General features: G+C 55.0%; 9 protein-coding genes. 7 read left to right on the forward strand and 2 right to left on the reverse strand.

Annotation, left to right across the window (positions count from 1 at the left end; genetic code table 11):
- The first annotated feature begins 51 nt into the window (after window positions 1-51).
- The 3 genes from FHS27_RS19745 to FHS27_RS19755 all read left to right on the forward strand — a co-directional run bounded on the left by FHS27_RS19745 (window position 52) and on the right by FHS27_RS19755 (window position 5649).
- On the forward strand, window positions 52-2004 hold the full coding sequence (locus tag FHS27_RS19745) for a glycoside hydrolase family 127 protein (protein WP_184306586.1): 1953 nt from the start codon (window positions 52-54) through the stop codon (window positions 2002-2004).
- A 114-nt stretch (window positions 2005-2118) separates the two neighbouring features.
- A complete protein-coding gene (locus FHS27_RS19750; protein WP_246420275.1) occupies window positions 2119-3834 on the forward strand; it encodes a sulfatase-like hydrolase/transferase in 1716 nt (571 codons plus the stop codon).
- Window positions 3835-4017: 183 nt separating this feature from the next.
- On the forward strand, window positions 4018-5649 hold the full coding sequence (locus FHS27_RS19755) for a sulfatase (protein WP_246420277.1): 1632 nt from the start codon (window positions 4018-4020) through the stop codon (window positions 5647-5649).
- Between the two features lie 175 nt (window positions 5650-5824).
- On the opposite strand, the gene gatC is transcribed toward FHS27_RS19755, so the two are convergent.
- Both gatC and rpmB read right to left on the reverse strand, forming a co-directional pair.
- Window positions 5825-6133 (reverse strand): Asp-tRNA(Asn)/Glu-tRNA(Gln) amidotransferase subunit GatC, encoded by a 309-nt coding sequence (gene gatC, locus FHS27_RS19760; RefSeq protein ID WP_184306588.1) that lies wholly within the window; start codon window positions 6131-6133, stop codon window positions 5825-5827.
- Window positions 6133-6402 carry a 50S ribosomal protein L28 gene (gene rpmB, locus FHS27_RS19765; RefSeq protein ID WP_044257295.1) on the reverse strand — a complete coding sequence of 90 codons (270 nt, stop codon included), beginning with the start codon at window positions 6400-6402 and terminating at the stop codon, window positions 6133-6135. The genes gatC and rpmB overlap by 1 nt, the downstream gene beginning before the upstream one ends.
- Before the next feature lie 691 nt (window positions 6403-7093).
- Here rpmB and FHS27_RS19770 point away from each other — a divergent pair.
- The 4 genes from FHS27_RS19770 to FHS27_RS19785 all read left to right on the forward strand — a co-directional run bounded on the left by FHS27_RS19770 (window position 7094) and on the right by FHS27_RS19785 (window position 21319).
- Window positions 7094-8437 carry an outer membrane beta-barrel protein gene (locus tag FHS27_RS19770; protein ID WP_246420278.1) on the forward strand — a complete coding sequence of 448 codons (1344 nt, stop codon included), beginning with the start codon at window positions 7094-7096 and terminating at the stop codon, window positions 8435-8437.
- 511 nt (window positions 8438-8948) lie between these two features.
- A complete protein-coding gene (locus tag FHS27_RS19775) occupies window positions 8949-14249 on the forward strand; it encodes a non-ribosomal peptide synthetase (protein ID WP_184306589.1) in 5301 nt (1766 codons plus the stop codon).
- Window positions 14250-14270: 21 nt separating this feature from the next.
- Window positions 14271-16028 (forward strand): NAD(P)-binding domain-containing protein, encoded by a 1758-nt coding sequence (locus FHS27_RS19780; protein WP_184306590.1) that lies wholly within the window; start codon window positions 14271-14273, stop codon window positions 16026-16028.
- On the forward strand, window positions 16004-21319 hold the full coding sequence (locus FHS27_RS19785) for a non-ribosomal peptide synthetase (protein WP_246420292.1): 5316 nt from the start codon (window positions 16004-16006) through the stop codon (window positions 21317-21319). The genes FHS27_RS19780 and FHS27_RS19785 overlap by 25 nt, the downstream gene beginning before the upstream one ends.
- Window positions 21320-21329: the final 10 nt, after the last annotated feature.

The raw sequence follows: 21329 nt of genomic DNA on the forward strand, positions 1-21329 counted from the left end.
AATTTCAGTGACGCCCGTCGCGTTCAATACTTCCACGATTCGTTAAGAGTTATGATCGACACATCCAACAGTCCTCACGTCAAACTTAAGAACATCGGCATCGGTGAATGCCAATGGACGGAGGGATTCTGGGCAGACAAATTCCGGCAATGTGAAGAGATCATGGTGCCCCACATGGGCACCCTACTCAAAGGCGATATTGGACACGGCTACAACAACTTCAAAATTGCGGCAGGTCTAAAAGAGGGCAAACATCAGGGTTTTGCTTGGCACGACGGAGACTTTTTCAAATGGATGGAGGCGGCGGTCTACATCTACGCCGTCAACCAGGACTCTAAAATTGTCGACGAACTTGACGAAATTATCGAAGTCATCGGGAAGGCACAGGAGGGCGATGGCTACCTGCACACCAACATCCAGATCGATGGTATCGCTCACTTTTCTAATCGCAAATATCACGAGATGTACAATTGCGGTCACCTCTACACCAGCGCCTGCGTCCATCATCGCGTGACAGGCAAGACCAACTTTCTCGATATTGCGATCAAGAACGCCGACCTGCTTTACAAACGATTCCACCCCCAACCCAAAGAGCTCTCTCGGTTCGGTTTCAATCAATCTCAGATCATGGGTTTGACCGAACTCTATCGCACGACCAAAGACAAACGCTATCTCGAACTTGCCGAGATTTTCATTAACAACCGCGGCAAATCCGAAGTTGTCGAAGACTCCAGTACGGAAGGGTATCCGATCGGCGACATGGTCCAGGAACGCGTTCCGCTGCGAGAAGAAACCGAAGCAGTTGGACACGCCGTGTTGGCACTCTACTACTACGCGGGTGCCGCGGATGTGTATGCCGAAACCGGTGAACAGGCATTGATCGATGCCCTCGATCGACTGTGGGACAACGTCGCCAATCAAAAGATGTACGTCACCGGTGCAGTCGGCCAAGCACATTTCGGCGCGTCAACTCGCCGCGACAAAATCGAGGAAGGTTTCCTCGACGCGTATCTGATGCCCAACGCAACGGCATACAACGAGACCTGTGCCAACATCGCTAATGCCATGTTCAATTACCGGTTACTCGGCATCAAAGGCGATTCCAAATATGCCGACATCATGGAATTGGTGGCCTACAACAGCGCGTTGGTGGGTATCAGCGCCGACGGCAAACACTACTTCTACGCCAATCCACTGCGGTACAACCACGGGCAACGCGAATACCAGGACAATCGAGACTGCACCGAATCGGCCAACCGAGAACCATACATCGAATGCTTCTGTTGCCCACCAAACTTGGTTCGCACCATCGCTAAAATTTCGGGGTGGGCCTACAGCCTGACACCCAACGGTGTGACCGTAAATCTATTCGGCGGTAATCGTTTGACAACGAAACTTCTTGACGGCACCGAGATCAAGCTACACCAAGACTCCTGTTTTCCATGGGACGGAGATATCAAAATTACGATCGATGCGTGCAAGCCCGATCCGTTTGAATTATTGGTACGAATCCCCGGATGGGCTGAACACTGCACATTGCTCGTCAACGGGAAAGAATCCCGTGTCGAGACCAAACCGGGAACTTTTGCGAAAATCCTTCGTGCATGGCATGCCGGTGATACCATCGAACTCAAACTACCGATGGATGTCAAACTGATGAAAGGGCATCCCTTCATCGAAGAAACTCGCAACCAGACGGCGATCAAAGTGGGGCCATTGGTTTACTGCCTCGAGTCGCCAGATTTACCCGAAGGTGTTCGCACGTTGGATGTCTATGTCCCCAGTGACATTCTACTCAGGAAGCAAAACGATCCCGATGTTCTCGATGGAATCACGACTCTCGTCGGAAACGTGCGGGTCAAGACGGATGAGCGAACATCGATGTACGGACCGATTGGCAACCCCGAATGGAAGAGTACGTCGGTTCGATTTGTTCCGTATTACGCATGGTCTAACCGCGGCAATGCAGAGATGACGGTCTGGCTTCCCGTCGTCTGGAAGTAGCCGTTCAGAATCCAACGATTGCAACTTACTCTTCGTAAACGCAGCGAATCTTCGAAATCAATGAATCCCTGGCATGATCTGCCGACACCGTCCTACGAAAGAATGTCACATCAAATGAATACTGCGTGGCTACCGATTTGGATTCTGATTCCTTTCATTGCATCAAACGTCGTTGCAGAATCGTCTTCTCGCCCAAACATCGTGGTCATCATGTGCGATGACTTGGGATATTCGGACGTCGGCTTTAGCGGTGCCCCCGACATTCGCACTCCCAATTTGGATTCGCTCGCCAAGGCGGGCACGATTTGCACGTCAGGCTACGTTGCCCATCCGTTCTGTGGCCCCAGCCGCATGGGGATGATGTCGGGACGATACCCGCACGCATTCGGCGGCCAATACAATTTGCCACCAACGCATATCGGGATGGACGATTACAACAAACTCGGAATTCCCCGAGAAGAAACGATGATCAGCACCGTGCTTCAAAATGCGGGGTATACCACCGGTGCGATTGGAAAATGGCACCTAGGAGAAGAAGCTGATTACCACCCGAACAATCGTGGCTTCGACGACTTCTACGGATTCCTCGGCGGCGGTCACAACTATTTCCCTGAGCAATACTCCGCCGCCTACGACCGACAAAAACGAGCGGGCAAGGTACGCATCAATGACTATCTGTTGCCACTCCAACACAACGGCAAACGAACCGCGGAAGACGAATACCTGACTGACGCCCTTTCCAAACAAGCTGTCCGCTTTATCAACGAAGCATCCGCGAAAGACAAACCGTTTTTTATGTACCTCGCATACAACGCACCACACTCGCCGATGGAAGCGAAGGAGGAAGATCTCGCGGCAAACTCGCACATCAAGAATCAAAAACGACGGGTGGTTGCCGGCATGGTAACGGCGGTCGACCGTGGAGTCGGTCTCGTCACTCAAACGCTGAAACAGCAAGGCAAATTCGACAACACGCTGGTGATTTTCCTGAGCGACAATGGTGGCAAGTCGGTTTTCGGATCTTCCAACGCCCCCTTTCGTGGAGTGAAGGGTGATACATGGGAAGGCGGTTTTCGGGTTCCAATGTTCTTCCACTGGCCGGATAAAATCCCTGCCCAGAAATTCGACTATCCCGTTTCGGCACTGGACTTCTATCCCACCTTCGCCGCACTCGCAGACGCCGAAATACCGAACAGCAAAAAACTAGATGGAAAAAACATCCTCGCTGACATGAGCAATGGAACCAACCCACGGCCAAACGATGTAATTTTCGCGATGCGGCATCGCGCCGGTTATAGCGACGTCAGTGCACGGCGCGGCGATTGGAAAGCAGTCCGATACTCTAACCAACCTTGGCGGCTGTTCAACATTACGGAAGACCTTGGGGAACTCAATGACTTGGCTTCCAGTAATCCCGAACGACTCCAAGAGTTGGTCGCTGCCGCAGAAAAATGGAGCCAAACGCACGCGGAGCCTCTATTCTTCGATTCACCGGTCGCTCGTGACAAATGGCATGAATCAGACATGCCTCACTTTGACAAAGCGTTTGAGATCGAAGTCGGTGCACCACCGCTTCGTCCGGTCACCCACGTGACGGATAGCGACGTCGCCGAACCAGTTGTCAATATTCCCCAGAAAACCGAAGCGGGCGTCAAACTGAAACGCGGTGACAGCACGCTAGAACACTTCATCGCTTTGGAAAAAGCGAAGTGGAAAAAGAACGGGTGGAATTGGAACCAGGAAAAAGTGGAAGCAACCTTCCAACAAATCGACGCCGACCAAGACGGCATCGCATCGGGCAAAGAGAAGAAAGCTTATTGGGCCAAATAGCCTGACAGGCTGTTCCTTCCACCAGAACCACGCAGACATTCATGTAGGTCAGTCTCTGCAAGACTGCCACCATGACAATCGCATCCTTCTCCTCCGAATTTCGGAGAGACGCGGCTACGTGGTTAGCACCTTTTCGACAGACTCCTTTTGAAATCCGCGAAGACGCTCTCAGGAATCATGCTGATGAAGATCATCCCCAAACTGTGCCTGTTGCTGCTCTTTATCTCCGCAACCAGCCAAGCTGCTGATCGTCCAAATGTTCTGTTTCTGGCCATCGATGACTTACGACCAGAACTCGGTTGCTACGGTTCTGAGATCGCGATCACTCCCAACCTCGACAAGTTGGCATTGCAAGGTTTGTTATTCAACCGCGCCTATTGCCAGCAGGCGATCTGCAGCCCTTCCCGCGCGAGTCTGATGACCGGAGCACGGCCGGACACGATCGGCGTGGTCGAAAACTACGCGTACTTCCGGGATCTCAATCCGGACATCGTAACCCTCCCGCAACACTTCATCGCAAACGGATACGAAGCCGTTTACGCCGGAAAAATCTTTCACAACGATCCGACTGCCGATCGCGGAACGTCATGGAGTCGCCAACCGACGAGACCAAAGGTCAAACGAATCCAAACGGCAGGCGGTTACGCACTGCCTGAAAACCAAGCGATCTGGCGTAAGAACAAAGAAATCCTTGACGCGAAATACGGCAGAGCGATCGCCGGCAACGGGCTGATCCACGGCCCCGCCTACGAAGCGGCTGATGTTCCTGACAACACCTATGAAGACGGTTACAACACCGACTCCGCGATCGCCACGCTGAAAGAGTTAGTCGCCGACAACGCCAAGCCATTTTTCCTCGGCCTTGGAATGAAGAAACCGCACCTCGAATTCATTGCACCCAAACGATACTGGGACCTCTACGACCCCAACGACATCCCACTTGCTGCACACACCGCGCCACCGAAGAACGGAGCGGCCATGGGCCTGCATCCTTCGTTCGAACTACGCGTTCGCGACGGTATCCCCAAGAGCGGCCCGATTGACCCACAGATGTCTCGCACACTCAAGCACGCGTATCTGGCATGCGTCAGCTACGTCGACGCTCAGCTCGGCCGAATGATTGCCGCTCTGGAGGATGCGGGCGTCCGCGACAACACGATCATCATCGTCTGGGGAGACCATGGCTGGCACCTCGGTGACATGGGAATCTGGGGCAAAGCGACCAATTACGAAATTGCAACACGCGTTCCATTGATGATCTGGACTCCCGATATGCCCGAGGCCGTTCGCGGATCCAAGACCGATGCGTTGGTAGAGCTGGTCGACATGTACCCTACCTTTTGCGAATTGGCTGGCATCGCTCAACCCGATCACTTGGAAGGACAAAGCTTCCTACCGCTCTTGCAAGCTCCTCATCGATCATGGAAGTCAGCCGTGTTTAGCCAATTCCCCAACCCCGCACTCCGCGAATGGGCGGCAAATCCGTTGTCGGCCGGGATGCGTGAAACGTTCTTTGGCCCACTGATTCAAGAGGTCGAAGGCCGCATCATTCGTCAACAAGGCGACAAGTGGGATCGAGACTTATTCGAGAAGCATTTGATGGGTTATACGATGCGGACGGATCGCTATCGGCTCGTGGTGTGGCAAGACTACCGTGACGCGTCGGCAGATCCGGTCGACGTCGAATTGTACGATCACCAACTGGATCCGTCAGAAACGATCAACGTCGCAGACGCTCAGCCCGAACTCGTTGCCGAATTATTGGCTCAGTTTAAGGCAGGATGGAAGGCACAATTGGCTACGACCAGTAACTAGCAGCGAAATCCTCACACGCCGGCTCTCGAACCCAACCCAGACGTGTTCAACACGACAAGATGCAAAAGAAACGTCCGTCTCGAGAGCATTTCAAAGAAGGACTTGCCCGAACACAGAACCTGGATTCGTCAGAATTCAGTCGCCCGAAAGTAAGGCGACATCATTCCAGGAAATTCTAGCTGTCTTTGCCTGTTGCGGCGGCGCCGAGAACAGGTGGGACTAAAAAGAAGCCGTCCTGAGAAGCAGGAGCGGAAGCAGTCGCGACTTCGGGAGTAAAACTCTCACCGGGGACGTCATCGCGAAACCGGTTTTGGACATCCAGCGCACTGGTCATCGGCTCGACACCCTCGGTATCGAGCTGAGAGAGTTGTTCGACGAACGTCAAAATCTCGCCCACTTGGCGGCCGAAACTCTCTCTCTCCTGTTCGGTGAGATCGAGTTTGGCCAATCGAGCGAGTTTATCGATATCGACGTTGCCTGACACTATTTCTTCGCGCCGCTGACGTCAAAAGGCTTGGTCTTGACCGTTTTGCGAACGACACCGCTGCGGATGCACTGCACGCAAACTCGAACGGTCTTGTTTTCGCCACTGGGCAGGGTGACGTGAACACGTTGCAGGTTCGGGACAAATTTACGGCGAGTACAACCGGTGATTTTGGTACCGACACCACCGAGATATTTCGCTTTCCCGCGTGTTTCGACCCGATTGCCCACCTGTACTTTTTTGCCGCACGCTTCGCATTGTCGTGCCATCGAATTCTCCGCCGCCGTAAATAAATGTGATGTGATCGTGAAAAGCACCGGGCGAACAGACGCACCGGGGCAAGTTTTTTTGTTTGGAAGCCCGGTAGAATAGCGACTTTCGGCTTTGAAGGAAAGCAGGATTCGCTTTCGGATGATATCCCCGGCTGGCGCGGCCTCATGGTCGGTGGGATCGACGGGAATATTCCACCAAGGGGAGCTAAAACACCCCAGGTGTGGAGCGCCGCATGATAGGCGTTCCAATTACCTGCAAATGGCCTTTAGGTACACAGGACCGCCGCAAATCCCGTTCTCTGTACGGCCTATCTGCCAAACCACCACTGACCGTCAAAGTCAACGCAGCTTTTGTGACCGTTGTCTTGTGGATGTTAGGAACACGATTTGGCCGATCGTTTCGTTTTACAGCAGCTAGACCGTGGGATTTCGCCTCAGGACACCGATGAAGTTTGCGACGACCCGGTGTGGAACCGGAAACAGCCTTTTAGTCTCAAACACGATCGCCAGTGGCGGCAGGCGCAGTGGGAGAGTCCGGCAGGTCCGAAAAAATGCTTTTTCGGCTGCGGAGGTTCGAAACGTAATGCACTCACGTGAGTGTGTCGCTTCGATCGTCTGGCCACACCGACATTTACCTTGGTGCCACAAAAATCGACCCAATTGGATTGGGACAAACACGGAGAAAGCAATGAAGCTTAGTAAATTAGCCCTGATCGCAGCCGTTGCATGCGGAATCAACGCACACAACCTGACCACTGCGACTGCAAACGATATCAACATGGTTTCCTTCTGCGAAACCAGCTGCGACTGCGGCGAGCCAGTATGCGGGTGCGAACCAGTATGCTGCGATCCAGGTTGCGACGACGGCTCGTGCTGCGAACCAGAATGCGGCTGCGAAATCGCATGCTGCGACGACACCTCCTGCTGCGATGGCGGATGTGACAGCGGTTGTGCTGCCACTAGCTGCCTCGATGACCTCGCAGGCGGTTGCCTCGACGACCCATGCTCGCTCTTCGGCGACATCGGACACGGAATCACCGTCGGTGGATGGGCCAGCATCGGCTATCACAGCAAAGCAGTGCCTTTGTTCAACAGCCGTGCAGATGAAGTTCAACTCCACCAAGCATGGTTGTACGCAGAGAAAGCCATCGACACCTCGAACGGTTTCGACATCGGTGGTCGCCTCGACTACATCTATGGTACCGACGGACCTGACACTCAGTCGTTCGGTATCAACAACGACCACTGGGACAACGGCTGGGACAACGGTGGTGACTACGGTCACGCCCTTCCTCAAGCCTACGTCGAAGCCGGTTACGGAGACCTGTCGGTCAAACTCGGACACTTCTACACCATCATCGGATGGGAAGTTGTTGGAGCTCCTGACAACTTCTTCTACAGCCACGCTTACACGATGTACAACAGCGAGCCCTTCACCCACACCGGTGCATTGGCAACCTACAACGCATCGGACGATCTGTCGGTCTACGGCGGATGGGTCACTGGCTGGGACAGCGGCTTCGAAAACAACGGCGACGCGTTCCTCGGTGGTGCGTCGATGGGTCTGTGTGACGGTTTGACGATGACCTACGCAACCGTCTTCGGTCGCTTCGGCGAAGACAAGACTGGTGGCGGAGACTCCGAACGCGGCTACATGCACTCGATCGTGTTCGACTATGCCGTCAGCGACAACTTGGAATACATCTTCCAAAGCGACTACCTCGACACCGAAGACGCCGCTGGTGCAACCTCACGCAGCACGTTCGGCATCAACCAGTACCTCCTTTACACCCTCAGCGACAAATTGGCGCTGGGCGGACGTTTCGAATGGTACGACGCCAACGAAGGCATCTACAACTCCGACAACGACATCTACGCATTGACGACTGGCTTGAACATCAAGCCTCACTCGAACGTCATCATGCGTCCTGAAATCCGCTGGGATTGGGTCGATGGCGACTCCACCGGAATTCTGGAAGATGACGCCGACGATCAGTTCACCTTCGGATTCGACACGATCTTCTTGTTCTAATCGATCCGCAGATCTCTAGAACCCGCTTGCCGTCCGGTTGCTCTCGAGCGACCGGACGGTTTTTTCATGCGCGGTCGCACTTCGTACGAAATGCTCTCCACCCCCTTGGGGCAGCCCGCTCGTCGAGAGCCCGCTTGTCGAGAGCCAGTCCGCTGCGGAAACCGGCGTGTAGCGGAAACACGCGTCCGATGGACCGGACATGATTGCCGCGTCGAGCGATGAACACCGTGTTTTGCGTTATTTTCCGCTTCTTCGCTGGTTCGGTGATGCTGAATTTGCCGGTCGAGCCAGGCTCGCTGTCCGCCTGCCGGCTGTAAAAAGCATATAAGCGATACATCACGTCTTCTGGGCGTCGTCCCCTCCCTGCGACAGTCGATCGTAGCGAGAAAACAATCCTATACGGTGAGCTACACTAGGGGGTCTGGGGAATTGATACCTAGACGAATTGGTTGCTTGCGGCTAAGAACTCGTTTTGGTCGCACCGGATAGCCCCCTCAATAAACAATGGCTCGTGGACTACGAAACTGGAATCCAATCGTCGACTCAAGTGTCCGGAATATGGACGCGTGGTGGTCCTCCACCGACGGAATCGTCGACGCTGATTCATTTCTGCCGATTTCACGCGTGCGGTAAATCCGCCGATTCGCCTGCGTTCACGCATGTCCTGGGCGAACCCGGCGACCACGACCGATTGAGTTTCGCTCAACTGGATGAACGTGCCCGCGCGATCGCGTCTGAAATTCAGGCTCGAGGCGGAGTGGGAAAGCCCGTCCTGATCGTACTGGACCCAGGGTCCGACTATGCCGCGTCGTTGTTCGCATGCATGTACGCCCGCGCGATCGCCGTGCCGATCTACCCTCCACAAATGCTGCGGCTGCAACACACGCTGCCACGCCTCAAAGCGGTCATCGAAAATACCGGCGCCAAATTGATGTTGAGCGACCGAGCCACGATCGGCGAATCGCTCAGCAGCCTTTGGCAAATGCCCGAAAGCGGCGCAATCGCGGTCGATGAAATCTCACCAGAGGCCGCTTCCCTGTGGGATGGACGATTACCCGAACCCGATGATGTCGCAGTATTGCAATACACCTCGGGATCGACGGGAAACCCTCGCGGCGTCGTCCTGACGCATCGAATCCTGCTCAGCAATCTGCATGCGATTGTCGAGCACATTCACTTTGAGGGTGCCCGCAGCGTCCAGTGGGTGCCCCCCTATCACGATATGGGACTGATCGGCGGCATCTTGTTGCCGATTTATCGCGGTGTCGAAACCGTGATCATCTCGCCGACCGATTTCGTCCGCAGCCCGTTACTGTGGCTTCGCTGCATCGACTACTACAACGGTTCGAGTAACGGCGCTCCTAATTTCGGGTACGAACTCTGCGTTCGACGAATCGACCACTCCGAGTGCGAAGGTCTCGATCTGAGTTCATGGAAGGTTGCCGTTGCCGGGGCCGAACCCGTGCGTGCGTCGACTCTCCGTCGTTTCGAAGAAAAGTTTGCACGATACGGATTCGATTCGACCACGTTCAGCCCCGCGTTTGGAATGGCTGAAACTACCGTGATGATGACGGGTTCACCGTTGGGCGAACGCTACAAAACGTTTGATGTCGATGCGCAGGCGTTGCGTTTGGGTCACGTCATTACAAACCCAGTCTCCGCCGATCGCACCAGCCAATCCAAACCGTTCACTCAGGAACTCGTCAGCTCGGGAATCCCGGTCGAAGGGATGGAATACGAGATCGTCGATCCCGAAACCTACCACGCTCTGCCCGACGGCCAAATCGGAGAAATATGGGCTCGAGGTGGTTCGGTTGCCGCAGGTTACTGGAACGACGCAGAGGCAACCGAAAGAACCTTTCACGCTAAACTCGCATCGACCACGCATTGCCACGGCAAACCCTCCGCCGTCGGCCAAACTCGTTACCTCCGAACCGGAGATCTCGCCGCTCGAGTTGACGGACAACTCATCGTCACCGGCCGGCTCAAAGAACTGATCATTGTCGCGGGAAGAAACTTCTACCCGCACGACATCGAACAGATCGTCCAATCGACCAGTGAAGCGTTCAAGCCTGACACGGGCACTGCGATCGGTATCGATATCGACGACAGCGAAGAAATGGTGGTCATCCAGGAACTGTGGAGGCCGCGAAAGTTCTCTCCCGAAGAGCTCCTCAAGAACGTTGTCGCGGCAATCGCTGAAAAGGCGCAAGTCACCCCACATGCAATCGTCTTGGTCCGCAGCGGCTCGTTACCCAAAACCTCCAGCGGCAAGCTTCAACGCACCGATACGAAGGAGATGTTCCTTAAAGGGGAACTGACTGAGATCGCACGATGGCAAGCGGGCAACACGGCAACCTCAACACCCAAACCGTTTGAGGCACCCGCGACCGAATCCGAAAAAACGATCGCATCGATTTGGTCCTCAATCCTTGGAGTAGAGTCCGTCAGCGGCAACGATGACTTCTTCCATCTCGGTGGAAGCTCGCTGCTGATCGCACAAATGCTGACCGAAGTCGGCGAACGCTACTCCGTTTCGATCCCGATGACAGCGATCTTCCGCAACCCGACTCTCAAAGAGTTCGCTGCTGTTGTTGACGCCGAAGAGGACCGTGACCGCTCGGCACTCGAAATCAGTCGCACGAACACGGCGCCCGACGAACCGCACTCGCTCTCGTCTGCCCAACAACGTTTCTGGTTGCTCGATCAACTCGGCCAGACCAACGCGTTCGTCCATGTCCCGGTCACCATCCATCTCGAGCAAGCGATCGACCGCGACCGCCTCGCCGAGGCGTGCCACCGTGTGATCAGTAAACACGCGATGCTGAGAATGCGGTTCGTTGACTCGGATCAAGAACCAACCCAATTCATCGGCGAATCGAACAGTATCGAGATTCACGACTTGAATGTGATGTGCTCCAACGCATCCGATCTGAAATCATTCGACGAAGCGTTGGATCGTTTCATTCGTGAGCCGATGGATCTGACTCAAGCACCTCTGATGCGTGTCGCGTTGTCCCAATGTCCGGATGGCCGAAGCCGCATCGACCTCGTGCTGCACCATCTTGTTTGTGACGCGAGCAGTCTGCAAACACTGATCAGTGATCTAGCCCGTTCGTTTGACACGACCACCGAATCAGTAGCCTGCGAGACCGACGATACGGCTCTTCGTTACGTGGATTTTGCGGAATGGGATCGCGGTTCAGCGCATCGCGAATTGATGCAAACGCGAGTCGCCTACTGGCAACAACGACTCGCCGCGATGCCCCCGGAGTTGAATCTCCCGCGTGCAGAAACACGTCACAGCGATGAACGATCAACAACCGCGTCACCCGCATCAACCAAAGTCGCCGCATCGGTCGCCGCCAAAATCGAACAGATTGCGATTGAACGCGGACTGACGCCGTCGATGGTCTATCTCACTGCGTTTCAATCAGTGCTCGCTCGATATGGCGGAAGCAACGATTTTGGGATTACGATCCCAACATCCAATCGTCCGTCTTCACGTCTCAACGAGATTGTCGGATGCTTCGTCAATCCGATCATCTATCGTGCCCAGGTCGACCAGAACGAGTCTGTAGCGAACGCACTGGAGCAAACTCGCGAACACCTGTTGTCCGATCTCGAGCACGCTGACGTGCCGTTTCAAGACGTTGTCTCGGCTATCGATCAAGTCCGCGACATATCGCGGATGCCGCTGTCGCAGGTGATGTTCCTCTATCAACCGCCTTTTGATTCGATCGAACGTTTGGGTGACGCTGCCGTTGCCTCGGTTCGTCCCGGCTACTCCGCGGTGACCGCTTATGATGTGTCGCTAGTCGTTCATCCAGGCGACGAAACCGAAATGTCGATGGTTGCCGGAGAGAACGTATCGACGGACCTCGTGCAACGGATGCTCACTTCACTCAACGAAGTTCTCGAACAGATCACCGACGCTTCGCTCGCCAAACAATCGATTGCCGGCCTAACAATTCCTTCGAGCACCGAACGTGATTTGATCGAGGCTGCCTCGCACGCAAAGGCACTCACCGAGGCGACGACGGACAATCTGATCCAGCGACTCCGCTCGCACGCTGAACGCACTCCCGATCGCATCGCCATCAGCGACGATCACGCCTCGTTCAGCTATCGAGAGATTGATCGTAAAAGCGACCACATCGCAATGGCGTTGATCGCGGACGGCCTAGAGACCGGATCCCTCGTCGGCGTTGGAATGTCTCGCAGTGCGGACGCCATCACCGCGATTCTTGGGATTTGGAAAGCGGGTGCCGGATACGTGCCGGTGGATCCTTCGCTGCCGATCCATCGACGTGAACAAATCAAATCAGGCGCCGATCTTACCTTCATCATTGACGACACAACCTTCGAACGACTCGCGAAATCGTCACTTAAACCATCAACGTCGATCAGCGAACGGCAGCCCGCCCCGAGCGATCTCGCATACGTGATGTTCACATCCGGTTCGACGGGCACGCCCAAAGGGGTCGCGATCGAACACGGCAGCGTCGCAAACCTACTCGCCTCGTTCGCGGATGAACCGGGATTCACATCGGCAGATTCGATGTTGGCGGTGACGACAATGTCATTCGACATCTCGGTCCTTGAGATGTTCCTTCCGATCTGGTGCGGCGGGAAGGTCGATATCACTGCAAACCGAATCGGCGAAGATCCCGAATCGGTCATTCGCACGATCACAACGACTCGACCTTCGGTCATTCAGTCGACGCCTTCCGCATTTCGGATGCTGATGTCGGCCGGTTGGCGTCCCGATCCGATGACACGATTGTTGTGTGGCGGCGAACCGTTAATGCCCGATCTGGCTTTCGATTTGCTCTCGACGGGTTGCGAGCTTTGGAACGTCTACGGACCGACCGAAACGACCGTTTGGTCAACAATTACTCGTATCGAGTCCCCCGACGAAATCAGCATCGGGCGTCCGATCGCGGGCACAACCTGCCGCGTCGTTGACCGCGACGGAAACGTAGTTCCGATCGGGGTTGCGGGTGAACTGCAAATTGGCGGACTCGGGGTCGCTCGTGGTTACTTCGGGGATGCAGAGCAAACGCGTTCCCGATTCATCAGTATCGACGAGGAACGTTTTTACCAAACTGGCGACCAAGTCCGACGTTCACTCAACGGTAACCTAGAGTTTCTCGCGAGGAATGATCGACAGGTCAAACTCCGTGGGTTCCGGGTTGAGCTAGACGAAATCGAATCCGCACTTCAGCGGTGCCATGGGATCGATCGAGCTGCCGTGGTGCTCTGTTGTAACGATTCTACCGGTGGTGATCGACTGATCGCGTTTTGCTCGGGCTCGAGCGATGACGCGGCCGTACGTTCCGAACTGGCAGATCGACTACCTGACTACATGATCCCGGCGACGATCCAGTGGCTCGATGAGTTACCGCAAACGCCCGCCGGGAAAACGGACTACCGATCACTCCCAACGAATTCGATCGAACCACTCGAATCCCAAACATCTCCACCCCAGACGCCATTGGAATCCGCCTTGGCCGAAGTGTGGTGCGAAGTCCTCGAATGCGAAGCGATTGGTCGCGATGACCACTTTTTCGACCTCGGTGGGAACTCATTGATGGCGGCACAGTTGTTCGCACGGCTTCGCCAGCGGTTGGACATTAACTTACCACTTCGAGAAATTTACACACGACCGACAATTGCGATGATGGCCAGCGCTATCGTCATGCATCAAGCAGAAACGGACGCTGATGACCTATCGGACATGCTCGCAACGATTGACTCACTTTCGGATGACGAGGTGATGCGGGCACTCGACGGCAATAACCAATCCTGATTCTTAAACTCGACCTGTGTCATGATCACGCCTTGTAAAGAACGCGAAATCGACTTCCTCATCATCGGCGCCGGACCGGCCGGGGTGCAGTTGGGCTATTTCATGAAGCGTGCCGGATACGATCATTTGATACTCGAGGCTCATGATCGACCGGGCACCTTTCTGGAAAAGTACCCGCGTCACGGCAAACTGTTATCAATCAACAAGATCCACACCGGCTACAGCGACCGCGAGTCACAACTCCGCTACGACTGGAATTCGCTGTTATGCGACGATGACGAGATGGCATTCGGAAAATACTCCAAAGAGTATTTCCCCAGCACGGAAGACTACGCCCGCTACACTCGAGACTTCGTTGAACGATTCGATCTCGACATTCAATTCAACACCCGCGTCGAGTCGGTCGAAAAGAAGGACAACGGAGCGGAAGGATATGTCGTTCGCGACAATCACGGCACCGTGTATCACGTGCGATGTCTTGTCGTTGCCGTCGGCGTGCAGAAGCCGTACATCCCCGAAATTCCCGGCATCGAACTGACCGAAAACTACGCGGAAATGTCGATCGATCCCGACGACTTCGCGGGCCAACGGGTGCTGATTTTGGGCAAAGGCAACTCGGCGTTCGAAACCGCAAACCATCTCATTTCGGCGACCCGTGTCACTCACTTGTGTAGTCCCAGTCCGATCAAGATGGCCTGGCAAACTCACTTTTTCGGGCACCTCCGCGCCGTTAACAATGACTTCCTCGACACCTATATCCTCAAGGGTCAGAACTCCGTCCTCGACGCTACCGTGGACAGCATCAAGAAAGTGGACGGAGAGTATCACGTCGAGATCACGTTCACTCACGCTGAAGGCCAACGCGCTTCGTTAGCCTATGACCGCGTGCTGTGCTGCACCGGATTCAGTTGGGATCCAACCTTCTTTTCCGACAACTGCCGCCCAGACATGGCATGCGAAGATCGTTTGCCCGCAATGACGAGCGGATGGGAATCAACCAACTTGCCCGGCGTTTTCTACGCCGGAACGATCACGCAGATCCGTGACCTCAAGAAAACCATGTCGAGCGTACTGCACGGATTTCGATTCAACACCGCCGCATTGTTCAACCTGCTGGCCGAACGTTACATGGATGTCCCTTGGCCGGCGGATTCGTTCGAGTCCACGCCAGAAAACATCGCCGACAAGATTACCGCTCAAGTCAGCTCCGCCGCCGGATTGATGCATCAACCCGGTTTCCTCGGCGATTGCCTCGTCGTTGACGACGAAACCGGCACTGCGAACTATCACGCCAATCTCGCCGTCGATTACATCCAAGACAGTCATTTCGCTGACAACCCACATTACTACATCATCACGATGGAATATGGCGAGTTTGAAGGCGACATCTTTAACAAACACCGCATTCCTGATGCTGCAAAGGGCTACGACGATGCCTACCTGCATCCACGCATACGGCGAATGTGTCGTGGACAACTGATTTCGGAACATCACATTTCGGAGTCTCTCGAAAACGATTGGCGTGTAAACGAACATCCCGGCGAACGTCCTCTGATTCGAGCGATTGACTTCATCGGCCAAACCGACGCGACTCGCTATCAGCAAACGCACCGCGATCAATTGCTTCGCTTTCTCAGCGAACAGCTCGCCGTCGGATCACCGTCAGAATCAGAGATGCCTGCTATCGTCTGCCCCTCTTCCTCCTCAAACGCTTCGGCCAGTCTCCCATCGGCCATACATTCGACAGGAAACTCATGTCCGATCTCGAGAAACGGCTAGCCTCTCTTTCGCCCGCCAAACGCGCGCTCTTAGAAAGAATGTTGCTGGAACGTGCGGAGACTCGAGGCTCGAAGATTCCCGTTCGTCCTTCCGATTGCGATGATGATCTCTCGGGTGCCGAACGACGTTTATGGTTTGTCGATCAGATCGCAAAAGACGATCCGTTCTACAACATGCCGCTCGCTGCGCGGTTGCATGGCCCCTTGGATCGTGAATCACTCGATGTCGCGGTCGAACAACTGGTCCACCGACATGAATCACTCCGAACGACTTATCATCTCGTCGACGGAGAACCTCGCCGCACGATTCACGAATCACAACCGATTCATTGTGCATGGATCGACGTTTCAGCGAGCCGAGACGTAGAGTCAGACCTGCGCCGCCGAATGCGTGTCGCGAGCCGAGCACCGTTCGATCTAGAAAACGGACCTCTGCTGCGGATCACGGTCTACCGCATTAGCGATAACGAACACGTGATCTTGCTGGTGATGCATCACATCATCTCCGACGGTTGGTCCATGATTGTCATGTTGCGAGAACTCACGCTCGCATACGAAATGAATCGATCCCGAGACTCATCGCTCAATGGGGATTCAAACGCGTTGCCACCACTGCCAATCCAGTACGCTGATTTCGCGCATTGGCAGAACGAACAGATGTCCGATCAACGCGTCGAGAAACAAATGGAGTATTGGCGGCGATCACTCGAGAACGCGCCCGCCGTACTCGACCTGCCCACCGATCGTCCTCGACCCGCGATCCAGGACTTCATTGGTGCGACAGTCGAAATGGAATTGCCCGCAGATCTAACGTCCGCCATCAATCGACTCGCGTCGACATTGCATACGACGCCGTTCGCCGTATTGATGGCCGCCGAAGCGATCTTGCTGGGCCGGTTTTCACGACAAAACGACCTCGTACTCGGCACCGCCTCCGCCGGACGCGTCCACCCCGAGATCGAACCGCTGATCGGTTTCTTCGTTAATACACTCGCTTTACGAGTTCGGTTAGAAGACAACTTGACGTTCGAAGATCTCGTCCGCCAGGTACACCAAACCACGACGGAAGCCCACGAACACGCGGACGTCCCGTTTGAGCGATTGGTCGAAGAGCTCGCGCCAACGCGTGACCGCAGTTTCTCGCCGATCTTCCAATCCGCCCTCGTTATGCAAAACTTGCCTCGCGACATCAGTGAAAAAGGCAGCATCCAAGTCGATCCGATCCTTGTCGACAACGGCACCGCCAAATATGACCTGACGTTTTTCCTATGGGAAGAATCGGAAAGGCTGATCGGCCATATCGAGTATCGTTCAACGCTGTTCAATCGAGACACAATCGAACGACTGATCGACTCTTATCGTACGCTGCTTACTGCCGCTACCAACGATCCTCAATTACTGATTGATCGGTTGCCGATTCTTTCAGCCGAGCAAAGGTCACAAGTCGTTGACAATTTCAACCAAACATCTGTCACGAATCCGGCACCGTTTTTGTTGCACGAACTGGTTGAAGAAAACGCGACGCGAACACCCAACAAAACCGCCGTGGTGCACGGCGACAGCGAAGTCAGCTACCACGAATTAATCCAGCGAGCCGAAGGCATCGCCGCCAACCTGATCGACGCAGGTATCGACCGCGAATCCGCGGTTGTCATCAAACTTCCTCGTTCCATCGATCTCATCGCGACCATACTCGGCGTCCTCAAAGCAGGTGGATCCTTCGTTCCGGTCGACCCGGAATTTCCTGACGCCCGCATCGAACGTATCGTATCGGACACCGGTGCAAAGATCATGGTTGATCCACAATGGATCGCGAACCACCAAACCTCTCCCGCCGACATCTCGTTTCCGACCGTCGCCCCACACGATCGCGCCTACGTGATCTTCACATCGGGATCGACTGGAACCGCCAAAGGCGTTGAAATCGAACATCGAGGGATCGTCAATTTTGTGCGGGCTCAGATCGATCGCATGCAAGTCTCGGCCGAGGACCGATTCAGCTTCAGTTTCTCACCCTCGTTCGATGGAGCCATCTCCGAAATCTTCTACGCTTTGGGCAGCGGTGGAACGAGCGTCGTTGTTGACAAACCAACACTCCTTGTCCCCGAGGAACTGACGCACCTCCTCAACAAACATCACGTTACGGTCGGAAAATTCCCGCCCGCACTGTTGTCCACGCTCGATCCGTCGACGCTACCAAATTTACGCACAGTGGCTTCGGCAGGCGACAAACTGACCGGCGAACTCGCTCGAAGATGGCTTACCGGAGAGCGCCGGATGTTCAACGGATATGGGCCCACCGAAGTTTCAGTCGGCTGCAGCATGATGCTGCTCAACAACGAATGGACCGGCGACAAGCCACCCATCGGACCGCCAATGAACAACATGCGAATGTACGTTCTTGACGAGCACCGCGAACCATTGCCGATCGGCGCCGCAGGCGAAATCTACGTCGGAGGAAAAGGCGTAGGCCGGGGCTACCTCGGACAGCCCGAGTTGTCCGATTCGGTCTTCTTACCTGACCCATTCGCACCCCAAGACACAACTTCAGACGCTGCTGCTCCACGGATGTATCGCACCGGTGACCTCGGACGATGGCTCGCCAACGGTGTGGTTGAGTTCGTCGGCCGTGTCGATGATCAAGTCAGCCTCCGCGGATTTCGTATCGAACCCGGTGAAATCGCCGCAACGCTGGAAACACTTGGCGGCGTCCGACAAGCCACAGTGATCGAGCGTACCGAAAACGAAACATCACAACTCGTTGCCTACGTGGTTCCCCAAAACGAAAACGAGACTACGGCACTTTCATCACATCTCGAATCCAACCACGTTACACAGTGGCGAAACCTTTTCGAACAAACCCATCGGATTGCTCCCCCTGTCCTGGATCCCTCGTTCAACATCACAGGATGGATCAGCACTTACACCGGAAAGCCGATTCCGAGCGAAGAAATGCGTCAATGGACCGACGGTGCAGTCCAACGAATCCTTGATTTGCAACCTCGAAACGTCTTGGAGATCGGCTGCGGGACGGGACTGTTGCTGCTGCGAATCGCCGAACATTGCGATCGATACGTTGGATCGGATCTACTCGTATCGTCATTGCAAAACATCGAAAGCGAATTGCAACGACGTCCCGAATTAAAGAACATCGTGTCTCTCGCTCAGGCCGACGCTGACCAATTCGATCACCTCGGTGATGAGATGTTTGATTGCATCGTGCTGAACTCCGTCGTGCAATACTTCCCCGGTGTCGACTACCTGCTTCGCGTGCTCGAAGGAGCGATTGCCCACCTTGCGCCAGGCGGTTTGCTCTTTATCGGCGACGTACGCAATCTGAAGTTGCAATCGGCAATGGCAACCTCAGTGGAACTGGCGAATGCGGATACTGACTTGTCGATTGGCGAGTTGAAGCACCGTGTTGCCGCTCGGATCGAACACGAGGAAGAATTGCTGCTCGATCCCGCTTTGTTCGTGCATCTAAAATCCAGTCAACCGCGAATTACGAACATCCGGGTCTTGCTGAAAGACACTGCCGAGAACAACGAACTCGGGCGTTTTCGCTATGATGTGGTGATCGACGTCGACGGTCAAACATCGCCTGGTCACTGCCGCGAAGTCGGGTACTCCGCCGATGAAGAACGAGACAAAGCCGATGACACGCCGGTTCGATACACCGGGATCACAAACGCTCGCGTTGCATTGGATTGTCATGCAACACGATTAGCCGATTCGATGGCGGATACTGACACGGTTGCCGATCTCAACGATCAACTCGATTCGATCAAACCATCTCTCGCGATGCGAGACCCCAACGACTTCACACTGACTCGCCCCGGCGCAACCGTTGCCACATGGAACGACCAGGACCCTAGCAAATTCGACATCATCGAATTCTGCGATTCCTCCACCGAGCCACAAGGCGCAAACATCCGAAACGTTTCAGTTGATAACCCGGCAGCCACCGAACAAGTCCCGACCGACATCAGCCGTTTGGCCAATGACCCCATCGGCACCGAACGCGTTCGAGAATTCACGAAACAACTTCGCGATGAACTCACCGCTCGTCTGCCCGCTTACATGATCCCCTCCGCGTTCGTGGTACTCGACGAACTGCCACGCACCATCAACGGCAAAATCGATCGGTCGCGTCTGCCGCGTCCCGCCGGACGTCCTGCTTGGGCGGGAAATTTCGAAGCCCCCACCACACCCACGCAGAAAGCACTTGTCAAAATTTGGGAAGACCTGCTCGACACGCGTCCGATCGGCATCCAGGACGACTTTTTCGAACTCGGCGGCCACTCCATGTTAGCGGTTCGGATGACGAGTGATATCGAACGCGTATTAGGCAAACGCCTTCCGCTGGTCGCACTGTTTCAAAACGCGACCGTCGCACACCTTGCAGAGCGGATTGATGAAGGTGAATTGTCCACGATCGGCTCGACGCTCGTTCCACTGAAAACGGTTGAGCGGAGCAAAGAATCAGCGGACTCCCGTCCCCCACTGTTTTGCATCCATCCCGCCGGCGGAACCGTTTTCTGTTACATGGAAATGGCATCGCATTTGAGTGGTGGTCGCGCAGTCTACGGCATTCAAGCCAACGGCGTCGACGGAACCCAACCACCTCATGAAACGCTCGCCGAAATGGCGGCGCATTACGCCAGAGCAATCCGCGAGATCCAACCCGAGGGCACAGTACACTTGGCCGGGTGGTCGCTCGGCGGAAACATCGCCTTCGAGGTTGCCCGCCAATTGCAATCGCGGGGCACTCGTGTCGGAGTCGTGGCGTTGTTAGATTCCGGATTGCTCTCCCCGGACACGCAACTCCGTGAAGAAGACTTCTTGCCTCTCCTGACTGCTTTGTTCCCAGGAGCCATGAATCTCGATCTAGAACAGATTCGACAAAAAAGTCCCGCCGATCAATTGCAGTTTTTCGTTGACCGAGCCTCTCAGGCAGGCATCGTTCCCGACGAACTCAACGACATTGTCGCGACCAAAGACACACCAAACGCGGCACACGTTTTCGGCGTGTTTCAATCCAACGTCAAAGCCGTGCACGAATACGTTGCCGAGCCTTTCGAAGGCGAGGTGCATCTATTTCGACCCGCCGACCAAGGAAAAACCAACTCTCTCTTCGACGACCCGGTGCTTGGATGGCGTGAAGTCACCGAACATGTTCACGTCCTCGAAGTCCCGGGCGATCACGCCCATATGCTTCAGTCGCCCGCGGCCGAATCAATCGCGCAACAACTCGATGAACTGATGCAAAACTCGGGTGTCGTTCACGCGTAATGCTTGATCC

The sequence above is a fragment of the Aporhodopirellula rubra genome, from assembly GCF_014192335.1.
Classification (GTDB): domain Bacteria; phylum Planctomycetota; class Planctomycetia; order Pirellulales; family Pirellulaceae; genus Rhodopirellula; species Rhodopirellula rubra.